The organism is Proteiniphilum saccharofermentans, assembly GCF_900095135.1.
GTDB lineage: Bacteria > Bacteroidota > Bacteroidia > Bacteroidales > Dysgonomonadaceae > Proteiniphilum > Proteiniphilum saccharofermentans.
In genome coordinates this window covers 519,394-532,102 of sequence record NZ_LT605205.1, presented here as the reverse complement: position 1 = coordinate 532,102, position 12,709 = coordinate 519,394, and the positions used below count along the sequence as shown (strand labels likewise).

The following is a 12,709-nucleotide window of genomic DNA, read 5'->3' as shown; positions in this document are numbered from 1 at the left end:
GAGAATGAAGACAAAATTCATATTTATAGGATGTTGGTTCGTCGTATTACTGGTATCTGCGGGATGTGCAGGAAAAAGTAATGATGGTACTCTTTCCCCTGAAAATTTGCGATGTGAGTATTTGATTAATCCGTCCGGTATTGATATAATCAATCCGCATCTGTCGTGGTATTCCGCTTCAGAGGAAAGGAATCAAAAACAAACGGCATACAGGATACTGGTTTCAAGTTCACTGGAAAAATTAGGTTCGAATGAAGGCGATTTGTGGGATTCAAAAAAAGTGGGGTCGGATGAAAGCATACACATAATCTATAATGGAAAAGAGTTGAATTCGGAAGAAGAGTGCTTTTGGAAAGTGAAGGTGTGGGATGGCGAAGGAAAGGAATCTGCCTGGAGTGAACCGGCAAAATGGAGTATGGGGTTACTGGACGAAGCCGACTGGGAAGGTTATTGGATAGGGTTAGACAGCCTGGTGGGAAATGATAAACAGTTCGGCTTGTCTGCACGCTATCTCAGGAAAGAATTTGCCGCTGCAGAAAAAGTTAAACGGGCAACAGCATATATCTGCGGCCTGGGGTTGTTCGAATTGTATATCAACGGGAATAAAACAGGCGACCAGGTATTGGCCCCGGCATTGTCGGAATACCCGAAAACGTCGTATTACATGACGTTTGATGTTACAAAAGAAATCAGTGAAGGCCAAAATGCCGTGGGAGTCATTCTCGGCAGCGGCCGCTATTTTGCCCCGGTCAAATGGGATCAAAATTACGGGTTTCCTAAAATGATTTTTCAATTAAATATAGAATTTGCTGATGGCAGCAGGCAAAGTATAATAAGCGATACCACATGGAATATGACCGCAGATGGCCCGATTACCTTTAATAATGAATTTGACGGTGAAGAATATGATGCCCGGAAAGAAATGCCGGGCTGGAACAGGGTTCATTTCAATGACTCCCGGTGGATAAAAGCCGAAAGGGTTTCAAACCCGTCGGAGAAATTAAAAGCCCAGATGATCGAGCCCATCAAAATAATAGAAACGGTGAAGCCAAAAGCAATCAAAGAAATCAAACCCGGGGTGTATGTGTATGATATGGGGCAAAACATGGTAGGTTGGATAGCATTAAGGGTCAATGCCCCGGAAGGGACAGAAATAAAATTACGTTTTGCCGAAACGATACATCCGGATGGGGAGCTTAATGTGGCTAACCTTCGGCTGGCAAAACAAACGGATGTGTATATTACAAAAGGCGAAGAAATGGAAGAATGGCAGCCGAGTTTCACCTACCACGGATTCAGGTATGTAGAGCTTAGCGGATATCCGGGTAAACCGGACTTACACATGATCGAGGGAAAAGTGGTTCACGATAACCTTAAGGTAACAGGGCAGTTTAATTGTTCTTCGGATATGATCAATAGGATCTATAATGCTGCCTATTGGGGAATCCGGGGTAATTACCGCAGTGTCCCGACCGATTGTCCCCAGCGCGATGAACGCCAAGCCTGGTTAGGGGATCGATCTGCCGGCTCTTTGGGTGAGAGTTTTATTTTTGATAATAATGCAATTTACTCCAAATGGATGGCTGATATTTCCGACGGACAAAAAACAAGCGGAAGTATCTCCGATGTAAATCCGACGTACAGAAAGGTATATTCCGATAATGTAACCTGGCCTTCGACATTTATCATGGTTCCGGGTTGCCTTTACCGGCAATTTGGGAATAGTAAGGTCATTGCCGGCAATTATGATGCTTTGAAGAGGTGGATTTCCCATATGCGGGATAACTATATGAAAGACGACCTGCTGCCAAGGGACTCGTATGGCGACTGGTGTATGGTTTCAGAAGACAGGAGTGTCATCCATTCCAAGGATCCTGTTACCATCACACCGGGAGATTATCTCGGCTCATCTTATTTCTATTATGACCTCATCCTTATGGAGAAATATGCCCATCTTTTAGGCAAGACAGAAGATGCAGGGGAATTCAGGCAATTATCAGACAAGATGAAAGAGGCTATTAACCGTACTTACCTTCATAAAGACAGCATTTATTATGCGAACAATACCGTAACGGCAAATGTGGTAGCGCTGGCTTTTGACCTTCCCCCGATTGCACTGAGAAGTAAAGTTTTTGATCACATCGTTCACCGCATTGAGCATGATTATGACGGTCATACAAGCTGCGGTGCAATTGGCCAGCAATGGTTGATGCAAACTCTTACCGATAACGGCCGGCCGGATCTGGCGCTAAAAATAGCAGAGAATACAACATACCCGGGTTTTGGATACATGCTTGAAAATGGTGCGACCACAATATGGGAACTCTGGAACGGGGATACTGCGCCGCCAAAGATGAATTCGGCAAACCATGTAATGTTGCTGGGTGATTTTGTGACGTGGCTATACCAACGTTTGGCCGGGATCAATGCCGATCCTGATAATCCGGGCTTTAAAAATATCATCATGAAACCAATCCCGGTGGAAGGATTGGATTACGTGCATTCCGAATACCATTCGATACACGGGTTGATTAAAAGCTCATGGAAGAAAGAAGGCCAATCTTTTATTTGGGATATCACCGTGCCCTGTAATACTACTGCAACCGTTTATATTGCCGCTCTATCAGAAAAAGATGTGGCTGAAGGTAGTAAAAGGGCATCTTCGGCCGAAGGGGTAAAATTAATAGGTACGGATAACGGATATGTCGTTTATAAAGTCGGCTCGGGGAATTATCATTTCATTGTTGAATAAAAAAATAGTGTCAGTTAATACGGAGTTCTTCTGTTTTCGAACTCTATCCAATCTTTAAAAAAATAATAATTTATAAAAATAATTATATGAAAAAGTTTATAACAAGATATAGTATCGTATTGCTCTTGTGTTTGAGTTTTTCTTTGGTATATTCAGGTTGTAACCGGGAAAAAACCGAACCTGCCGGGTTTCCACAAGGAGTATGGATGTGGGGAAACGCTTTATCTGATGAGGATGTTCAGACAGTTGTAAATAAATTGGTTGAAAACAATATTCACCAAGTTTACTTTTTAGTCAAGGGCACCGCCGGTAAAAAAACTTCCGCCGAAAAATTGACTGAATTCATCACACAAGCACATGCCGAGAAAATAAAGGTTCATCTCTGGTATATAATCAGTGACGATGATGTCTATATGGCTGCAAATCCTCAGGCAGGCATTTATCATTGTCCAAACCCCTCTGTAAATACCAGACCATATCCCATGAATAACAACAAAGTCAATCTTCTTTATCCGCCATACAAAGAATATGTATTGGATAACATCCGGTATTTTCTGACCAATTTCAATTGTGACGGAATCCATCTCGATTGCATTCGATATAGCCACTTTGTTTATTCATTCGATCCCTATTCCCTTCAAAAAGCCGCGTCCTTAGGTTGTGATACGATCCGTTTATTGGGTTTCTTTGATACGGAGCCCAATTATACAAACTATGTCACGAATAATGGTTTTGTGAATCTGTATGTCGACGGGGATCCGGATGTGGTTAAATGGGTGGAGATGAGAAAAGATGTAGTCTATGACTATATCGAGGCGATCAGGGAAACCATAGAACAGATTAAGCCCGACCTTGAGTTAAATGCGGCTTTCATGCCCGAAGGAGCAACAGATCCGGCATATTCGGATGTTTTTTATGCCCAGAACTACAAGCTTCATTCCACTATTCTGGATATGATCAGCCCGATGGCGTATTTTAAGTCTTTTGGAAAGTCCACCGATTGGCTACAGACCATAACGGAAGGAGCAAAAGGTCTTGTCGATCCACAATGTAAAATTTATTCCGGCGTCCAGGCTTTTGACGGGGTTACTGCCGAACAACTGAAAGAACAGATCCAATATTCATTCGACGGAGGTGCTGAAGGAATCATCGTGTTCAGATACGGGACCATCACGGATGATAGTTGGAAAGCGATAAAAGAAGAATAGAATAAATACGAACAGTAATGAAAACGATCAACAGAAGAAAATTCCTTCAAACTTCGGCGATAGCCGGAGCCGGTTTAACTTTGATGCCCAATCTTACCTTTGCAAGAAATAGCAGCAGCAATAATAAACCCGTTTTATTAGGAGGGAAGAAAAACACCTTTGGATTCTCCCGTTGGCCTGTTTATGACCAAACGGAAGAAAAAGCATTATTAGACGTCCTGCACAGCAATAAATGGGGGCGTCTGGACGGAAGCGTGACAGCTGCCTTTGAAGAGGCTTATGCAAAACAGATCGGCGTCCATCATACGCTTGCCGTATCCAGCGGGACCAGTGCACTTTACACTATGTTGGGAATATTGGATGTGGGTCCCGGTGATGAGGTGATCCTTCCTGTATATACTTTTGTGGCTTCTTATAACGTAGTGGTTCTCAACTATGCACTACCTATTCTGATTGATACGGATCCGGAAACTTTTCAGATCGATGCGGATAAAATTGAACCTGCCATCACTAATCAAACAAAATTAATCATGCCGGTACATATCGGAGGGTCTCCTGCTGACATGGACAGGATATTGGATATCGGTCGTAACCATAATTTGCCGATTATTGAGGATGCCTGTCAGGCACATCTGGCAGAATGGAAAGGGAAGAAGGTCGGATCTTTAGGATTAGGCGGGGCTTTCAGTTTTCAATCTACTAAAAATCTGAATTGTGCCGAAGGCGGCGCGATAACCAGTAATGATGAAGGATTTATTCGTAAATGTTATGGTTTTCATAACCAGGGACAAGGAGGTACATCTACTTCTTACACTACCGGAGAGGGAACAAGGGGTACCAATCTCCGCCTCACCGAATTTCAGGCAAATTTATTGTTGGCGCAGATGACAAGATTAGCGCAGCAAGTGAAAAGAAGAAGTGAAAATGCAACTTATCTGACGAATTTATTAAATGAAATACCGGGTATTATTCCGGCTAAACTATATAAGGGAACGACCAACAGTGCTTATCACCTGTACATGTTCCGCTATGATAAGACCAAATTTCAAAATCTGAGTCGGAAGCGATTTATAGAAGCATTGTCTGCCGAGGGTATTCCATGCAGTAGCGGATACGGACAAATGAATAGTAGCGCATATGTGCAAGGTCTCGCCGGAAACAAACATTACCTGAAGATTTATGGAAAGAAAGGCATGCAAGAGTGGTTAGAGCGTATCCAATGCCCGCAGAACGATACATTAACCGGGGAAGAGTCGGTGTGGTTTACACAAACTACATTGCTCGGCGGTCGTTCCGATATGGAAAAGATAGCAGAAGCCGTCAGACGTGTTCAGAAATACGCAAAAGAATTAAAGAAATAAAAGTGTTTCAATAGATAACAAGTCAAACATGATATTAATAGCCGATAGCGGATCCAGCAAAACCAGCTGGACATTAGTTAAAGAACAGCAGATTGTCTTTCGGTTCGAAAGTGAAGGATACAACCCGTGTTACAATGATCCTGAGGAAATTACCGGTTCCCTTCGCAAAAGTTTGCCCATGGAATATGACTGGAATAAGATCGAATTAGTTGCTTTTTACGGGGCAGGCTGTTATGAAGATAAATACGCGGTAATTGAAAATGCCCTGCGTCCCTTATTTTCCAAAGCCCGGTTTGATGTGGCCATGGACCTGATGGCTTCGGCACGGGCACTCTTGGGACATGATCCCGGATTTGCCGCCATTCTGGGGACAGGTACGAACTCATGTCTTTACGACGGAAAAAGAATTACACATAACGTCGACTCGATGGGCTTCCTTCTTGGCGATGAAGGAAGCGGGGCATATATGGGCAAACGTCTTATAAAAGACTTTATCCGTGGACATATGCCGGATGATATCAGAGGGATTTTCTACGATACGTACCGGCTGTCACCCGATGAACTGATCGACCGCGTCTACGCTAATCCCATGCCGAACCGTTATTGTGCGTCTTTCGCCCGGTTTCTGAGCGGGGAGCAGGTATCCGGACATACGTATATTGAAAATGTGAAACGGGACTGCTTCCGTGACTTTTTCAGGAACATTGTCGTGTATTACCCGGATTATTCCGGGTACCTGTTTAACTGTGTAGGCAGTATCGGCTGGGTATTCATGGATACCCTGACGACTGTGGCGGAAGAGTTCGGGATGAAAACGGGAAAGATCATCCAAAGTCCTATGGAAGGCCTTATTGCTTTTCATCAAGTTTAGGAGCGGAAGTTTCAAACAATTAAATACTTTATTTTGGAAACTACACTTTATGCACAACTAAATAACCATTATGAACAAAAAAAATAAATCCAATTATTTATTCCCGCTCCTGATTATCGGGGTCGCTTTTTTCATTATTGGCTTCGGTGTGGGGATCAATGGTATTATGGTTCCTATCCTTGAAGGGGCTTTTTCTTTGAGCAAAGGAATGTCTTATCTGGTGCTGACGGCTACTTTTTCCGCCTTTTTGATCTTTGGAAGGCCTTCAGGCGTGCTGATAAAGAAGATCGGCTACAAGAAATCCATGGTCATAGCCTTGCTGATCATGGCCCTGGGAATGCTGTTATTTATTCCTTCGGCCAATATGAGCGCTACCATGGCTGGTTTTTACATGTTCCTAGTTGCTTCGTTTATCGGGGGAATAGGAAATACCTTGTTACAGACGGCTGTCAACCCGTATGTTACTATTTGCGGGCCCATAGAAAAGGCTGCACAACGCATGTGTTTTATGGGAATCATGAACAAATCGGCATGGTATCTTGGCCCTATTTTCCTCAGCTTGTTCATTGATGTGAAAAATCCGCTAATGGATCAGGCCTACATTCCTTTCGGACTTGCTGCGGGAGTGATCATCCTTCTGGCAATCCTTATTTATTTCGTCTCCCTGCCTGAAGTGAAAGCCGTTGGAGAAGAAGAGGATACGCAAGACGCAGACAGCCACAATGAAATGCTTGCGACAAATAAGAAAACAAGTATCCGGCAGTTTCCGCACCTAATTCTGGGCGCTATCGCATTATTTATTTACGTAGGTGTGGAAACTCTTCCCATGGCGTCGGCGATTGATTTTTCCAAGGCTATCGGTCTTGATAATCCGGCGCAGTATTCGGGTATTGTTTCCTTAGGATTGGTGATCGGATATATTGTCAGTATCTTTCTCTTACAAGTGATGCATCAAAAAAAGGCATTGATCTTGTTTACCCTGATCGCCTTGTCCGCATCATTTTGTCTTGTCCGGATTCCCGCGCAACAGGCAATCTACTGTCTGGGAGTATTGGGATTTGCCCATTCCCTGATGTGGGGTACGATCTGGGCATTGGCCATCGATAAGTTGGGAAAATTCACCAAATCGGGGTCATCCATATTGGTGATGGCTATTGTGGGAGGGGCCATTCTTCCTCTGGTGTTCGGATTTATCCTCGATGCCGTTAAGATGACAGGCATGGTGAGTGAAGCAATGGATTTTCAGAAAGCTTACTGGTTATTTATCCCCTGCTATCTGTATATTCTTTATTATGCGATAGCCGGGCATAAAGCGGGACTAAAAAAATAATATCAGGATATGAAACCAACCATCAAAAGATGGATGCAACAAATTGAGAACAAATGGTCAGATTAACAGAACAACCATCCAGATATGATGATCTGGAAAAGAAAACGGTAGATGAACTAATCCGGAATATCAATACCGAAAACAAAATCGTGGCCTTGGCCATCGAAAAAGTTTTACCGGAAATAGGGAAATTGATAAGTGCCATCGAGCGGCAATTAAAAAACGGGGGCAGGATGTTTTATCTGGGATGTGGGTCCGGAGGACGGCTGGCCGTACTCGACGTCATTGAACTACCCAATACTTATGGGATAGAAAAAGGGATCATAAATGTGATTCTTGCCGGGGGAGTACAAAATCTCGTCTTCGCCCTCGAAGAAAAAGAAGATGATGAGATAGAAGGCTGGAATTCCCTGCAAAAAGAAAATATATCTCCCAAGGATATCGTAATAGGCATATCTGCCAGCGGAATAACTCCTTTTGTATTGGCCGCTTTAAAAAAATGCCGTGAAAACGGTATTCCTTGCGGTTCGATCGTCAACAATCCGAACTCACTCATTTCGCAATACTCCGATTTCCCAATCGAAGTGATTACCGGACCTGAATTTGTTACAGGAAGTACCCGAATGAAATGCGGAACGGCACAGAAAATGATCTTCGACATGATCAGCACTACAGTATTGATACGATTGGGAAGAGTAGAAGGAAACCGTATGGTAAATGCCCGGTTGATCAATAATAAAGTAGTGGATCGTTCCGTTCGAATGCTCATGGAACGTAACCCACAAATCACCGATTACGAATTTGCCAAAGAAGTCATTAAAAAATGCGGCAATGTAAAAAAGTCAGAACAATACCTTAAAGAACAAGGATGGTTATCTTCCTGAGAATTTTCATAAAAAAACTTTCAAATTAACATCATTTCCGTACCTTTGTATTCAATATTATCCCACTATAAAGTTTAATCCTTTAAAAAAGAAGCGATGAATTCTAAATTTATTTTATTGGCTCTAATGAGTATGATTATGGTAATGACAGGTTGTACAGGCGAAGCAAAGCACAACACGCTGACGCAACAGGAGATTGCCGACGGATGGGAACTGCTGTTCGACGGCACTACACTCAATGGGTGGCGCGATTACAATGGCGAGGAACTGACTGCTCCCTGGTTTGCTGAAGACGGCATGATACAGGCCAAGGGCGAAGGCGCCGATGAACACGGTTACATCGTTACCGAAAAAACGTATGAAAATTTCGAACTGGTATGGGACTGGAAAATTGCTGACGGCGGTAACAGCGGCGTGCTGTACCACGTGGTAGAACATCCGAAGTTTGCTGTTCCTTATGTGACCGGCCCGGAATACCAATTGATCGATGATCTCGGATTTCCCGAACCGTTAGAAGATTGGCAGAAAACAGCGGCCGATTATGCCATGCATACCACCGATCCGGAAAAGACCATTATCAAACCGGCAGGAGAATGGAATACCTCCAAAATCGTTTTCGATAACGGTCATGTGGAACATTGGCTGAACGGTGAGAAGGTGATTGAGTTTGAGGCCTGGACGGAGGATTGGTTTGTGCGCAAGCACAGCGGCAAATGGGAAAATGCCCCTGAATACGGATTGGCGCGAAAAGGTGTGATCTGCCTGCAAGACCATGGTTCGGCTGCATGGTTCCGCAATGTAAAGATCAAAGAACTACCCCGTAAAACCAAAGAGGTGAACCTGTTCAACGGAACAGACCTACACGGATGGGAAGTCTATGGAACCGAAAAATGGTATGTACAGGATGGTCTTTTGGTGTGCGAAAGCGGCCCGGACAAACAGTACGGGTATCTTGCCACACGTGAATACTACGATGACTTTGACCTGACCGTCGAATTCAAACAGGAAGCTGACGGTAATTCCGGTGTCTTCATCCGCTCATTCGTGGAACCGGGCGCTATTGTAAATGGCTGGCAGGTGGAAGTGGCTCCCAAAGGGCATGACACCGGTGGCATCTATGAGTCCTACGGACGTGGATGGCTGGTACAGATTCCCGATGAAAAGGAAGAAATATTAAAAGAGGGCGAGTGGAATACCTTACGTATCCTGGTAAAAGGTGACAATGTAAAGACTTTCCTGAATGGAGAAGAGATGGTTGACCTGACCGACGAGAAGATAGGCAAGGCACAAGGACGTATCGCTTTGCAAATCCATGACGGAGGAGGTATTAAAGTGCTTTGGAAAAATCTCCAGCTAAAAACATTGTAATAATTGAACGTTCTTCCTCTATCTTAATAATATATAAGTCGAAGCCTCGTCTTAAAAAGACGGGGCTTTTTTCGATTTTATTTTAAAAAAGAGCCTATCTTTGTATAATCAACTCACTTAAAATAAAGAATGACAGAAAAAAACGAACTCTTACAAAGTATTATTGAAGGAATTCAGGAGAAGAAAGGAAAAAACATTTGTACTATCCACTTAAAAGGCATGACGGGTGCTGTATGTGATTATTTTGTAATTTGTGAAGGCAATACACCCACCCAGGTATCGGCCTTAGCCGATTCAATAGATGAGATTGTGAAGAAAAACACCAAAGAAGATCCTATCCGTGTGCATGGGCAACAGCTTGCTGAATGGATTGCAATGGATTATGGTGATATAATTGTACATATATTCCTACCCGAACTCCGCAATTTCTACAATATCGACAACCTTTGGGAAGATGCCAATTCAGAACGTATTCCATCCATAGATTAAAACTTATTTCCCAAAAAATTGTTACAATAACTCAGAAGAAATAGAGAGTCACCCAAATGAACAATACGAACAAAGAAAATAAACAGGATAAACAACCTACCCTGCGACCTAAGATAGGTGGCAATAATAATCCCAAGAGACCATTCAATCCTTACTGGATTTATGCCGTAGTACTGGCATTACTCATGGGAATGTGGTTTTTCGGACAAGATACTACTGTAAAAGAGGTAAAATGGTCGGAGTTTCAGGAATATGTGAGAGACAACCGGGTGAAGAGCGTAGTGGTGTACAGCAACAAAGAGACTGCGGAAGCAATCGTCCGAGAGGAGTCTGTAAATTATGTTTTCGGAGATGATGCCGGTAAATCAATGAGAACGCCTCTGATTCTGATAAAGATTCCTTCGACGGATGCCATATCTGAATTTATAGATAATGTAAAGGCCGAAAAAAACTATGACATTGAAGTACGCTTCGACACAACATCGGAACTCTGGGGCATATTACTTACTTTTGCTCCTTTTCTTTTGCTCATCGTATTTTGGGTATGGATGATGCGCAGGATGCAGGGTGGAGCCGGCGCCGGTGGAGGTGTTTTCAATGTAGGCAAATCAAAAGCCCAACTGTTCGACAAGGACTCCAGCCAGAAAGTGACTTTCAAGGATGTCGCCGGGTTATCCGAAGCCAAGGAGGAGGTACAGGAAATTGTAGAGTTCCTGAAGAATCCCAATAATTACACCAATCTTGGGGGAAAGATACCCAAGGGTGCATTATTGGTCGGTCCTCCCGGAACCGGAAAGACATTGCTGGCAAAAGCGGTAGCAGGTGAAGCGAACGTTCCCTTCTTTTCCATCTCCGGATCTGATTTTGTGGAGATGTTTGTGGGTGTGGGTGCATCCCGCGTAAGAGACCTTTTCCGCCAGGCAAAAGAGAAAGCGCCCTGTATCGTATTTATCGACGAGATTGATGCCGTAGGCCGTGCCCGTGGAAAAAACAATAATTTCGGATCGAATGACGAACGGGAAAACACATTGAACCAACTTCTTACCGAAATGGACGGTTTCGGATCAAACAGCGGGGTAATCATCCTCGCGGCGACTAACCGTGCCGACGTGCTGGACAAAGCGTTGCTGCGTGCAGGCCGTTTCGACAGGCAGATCTACGTGGAGCTTCCCGACCTGAACGACCGGAAGGAGATATTCAAAGTACACCTCCGCCCCATCAAAATAGATGAATCTGTGGATGTCGAATTCCTGGCCCGTCAGACACCCGGATTTTCCGGTGCCGATATAGCCAACGTCTGCAATGAAGCAGCACTGATCGCTGCCCGAAAGAAAAAGAAATTCGTGGAGAAAGAAGACTTCATGAACGCGGTCGACCGTATTGTGGGTGGACTGGAAAAGAAGAATAAGATCATCACCCAGAATGAGAAAAAATCCATTGCCATCCATGAGGCCGGACACGCCACGCTAAGCTGGTTCCTGGAACATGCCAACCCGTTGGTGAAGGTGACTATCGTGCCCCGTGGGAAAGCACTGGGAGCAGCCTGGTACCTGCCGGAAGAACGGCAGATCACGACCAAAGAGCAGATGCTCGATGAGATGTGTGCTCTCCTCGGAGGAAGGGCCGCCGAAGAAATATTTATAGGATCGATCTCCTCCGGGGCAATGAATGATCTGGAGCGCGTGACCAAACAAGCCTACGCCATGATCACCTATATGGGGATGAGCGAAAAACTTCCTAACCTCAGTTACTATGACTCATCGGGACAAGAATACACTTTCTCAAAACCATACAGCGATGAAACGGCCAAGTTGATCGATAACGAAGTGAAAGCAATGATCAACCAGCAATATGAGAGAGCCAAACAAATCCTTACGGATAAAGCGGGAGGGCACAACCAATTGGCCGGCATCCTGCTGGAAAGGGAGATTATCTATTCTGACGACCTGGAAAAAATATTCGGCAAACGTCCCTGGATATCCCGCTCTCAGGAAATCCTCGAGAATGAGAAAGGATCTTCTTCGGGCATACAACTCCCGCCCAAACCTCACGGTTCCGGAGATCATATATTCATAGACACCGATGAGAAGATCCCTTTTCCCGACTCTTCTCAAGAGAATAAGGAAAGAGCGGATGAAAATAGCGAAGAATAGGTAACTGATAGCCTGGCTTTTTACGGTCAGGCTATTTTTTGTATCCTATTTCATCTAAAATAACAAGGGTCATTCTCATCAAGGATGAACATTTCACGGATTCTTTTCGTTATAAATAGACAACAAGGTTGATTTAGTGATGTGATGATATGATAATTAATCATCAATGGATCGTTAATATCAACAGATTATGATGGGTTCATATACCGAAATAAAAAAGAAAAAATTTATGCAAACAATTCATTATTATTTATTGTCAGGCTTATTTGCGTTATCGGCAATCAGTTGCAATA

Annotated in this window: 9 protein-coding genes; all 9 read left to right on the top strand. The window is 43.8% G+C overall.

All coding sequences use genetic code 11. From position 1 onward, the window contains the following. Positions 1-4: 4 nt before the first annotated feature. A complete protein-coding gene (locus PSM36_RS02010) occupies positions 5-2,752 on the top strand; it encodes a glycoside hydrolase family 78 protein (RefSeq protein ID WP_076928562.1) in 2,748 nt (915 codons plus the stop codon). A gap of 86 nt (positions 2,753-2,838) precedes the next feature. Further along, complete coding sequence (locus PSM36_RS02005; RefSeq protein WP_076928561.1) at positions 2,839-3,960, top strand: family 10 glycosylhydrolase; 1,122 nt, start codon at positions 2,839-2,841, stop codon at positions 3,958-3,960. Positions 3,961-3,977: 17 nt separating this feature from the next. Continuing rightward, the gene (locus tag PSM36_RS02000) at positions 3,978-5,321 is read left to right on the top strand and encodes a DegT/DnrJ/EryC1/StrS family aminotransferase (protein WP_076928560.1); all 1,344 of its coding nucleotides are present in this window, start codon (positions 3,978-3,980) and stop codon (positions 5,319-5,321) included. 28 nt (positions 5,322-5,349) lie between these two features. Next, complete coding sequence (locus tag PSM36_RS01995) at positions 5,350-6,192, top strand: N-acetylglucosamine kinase (RefSeq protein ID WP_076928559.1); 843 nt, start codon at positions 5,350-5,352, stop codon at positions 6,190-6,192. Between the two features lie 70 nt (positions 6,193-6,262). Further along, positions 6,263-7,522, top strand: coding sequence for an MFS transporter (locus PSM36_RS01990; RefSeq protein ID WP_076928558.1), 1,260 nt, complete (start codon positions 6,263-6,265; stop codon positions 7,520-7,522). Between the two features lie 53 nt (positions 7,523-7,575). Beyond that, positions 7,576-8,406 (top strand): N-acetylmuramic acid 6-phosphate etherase, encoded by an 831-nt coding sequence (locus PSM36_RS01985; protein WP_076928557.1) that lies wholly within the window; start codon positions 7,576-7,578, stop codon positions 8,404-8,406. Between the two features lie 126 nt (positions 8,407-8,532). Next, entirely contained in the window at positions 8,533-9,774 is a 1,242-nt protein-coding gene (locus PSM36_RS01980; protein WP_076931987.1) for a 3-keto-disaccharide hydrolase, read from the top strand. Between the two features lie 129 nt (positions 9,775-9,903). Beyond that, positions 9,904-10,263 (top strand): ribosome silencing factor, encoded by a 360-nt coding sequence (gene rsfS / locus PSM36_RS01975; RefSeq protein WP_076928556.1) that lies wholly within the window; start codon positions 9,904-9,906, stop codon positions 10,261-10,263. Between the two features lie 56 nt (positions 10,264-10,319). Next, positions 10,320-12,416 (top strand): ATP-dependent zinc metalloprotease FtsH, encoded by a 2,097-nt coding sequence (gene ftsH / locus PSM36_RS01970; RefSeq protein ID WP_076928555.1) that lies wholly within the window; start codon positions 10,320-10,322, stop codon positions 12,414-12,416. Positions 12,417-12,709 lie beyond the last annotated feature (293 nt).

Excerpts from the sequence above, each read along its gene's own strand:
- PSM36_RS01985 (WP_076928557.1), top strand. The coding sequence starts at position 7,576 with ATGGTCAGATTAACAGAACAACCATCCAGATATGATGATCTGGAAAAG.
- PSM36_RS02005 (WP_076928561.1), top strand. The coding sequence starts at position 2,839 with ATGAAAAAGTTTATAACAAGATATAGTATCGTATTGCTCTTGTGTTTG.
- rsfS (WP_076928556.1), top strand. The coding sequence starts at position 9,904 with ATGACAGAAAAAAACGAACTCTTACAAAGTATTATTGAAGGAATTCAG.
- PSM36_RS02000 (WP_076928560.1), top strand. The coding sequence starts at position 3,978 with ATGAAAACGATCAACAGAAGAAAATTCCTTCAAACTTCGGCGATAGCC.
- PSM36_RS02010 (WP_076928562.1), top strand. The coding sequence starts at position 5 with ATGAAGACAAAATTCATATTTATAGGATGTTGGTTCGTCGTATTACTG.
- PSM36_RS01995 (WP_076928559.1), top strand. The coding sequence starts at position 5,350 with ATGATATTAATAGCCGATAGCGGATCCAGCAAAACCAGCTGGACATTA.
- PSM36_RS01980 (WP_076931987.1), top strand. The coding sequence starts at position 8,533 with ATGAGTATGATTATGGTAATGACAGGTTGTACAGGCGAAGCAAAGCAC.
- ftsH (WP_076928555.1), top strand. The coding sequence starts at position 10,320 with ATGAACAATACGAACAAAGAAAATAAACAGGATAAACAACCTACCCTG.
- PSM36_RS01990 (WP_076928558.1), top strand. The coding sequence starts at position 6,263 with ATGAACAAAAAAAATAAATCCAATTATTTATTCCCGCTCCTGATTATC.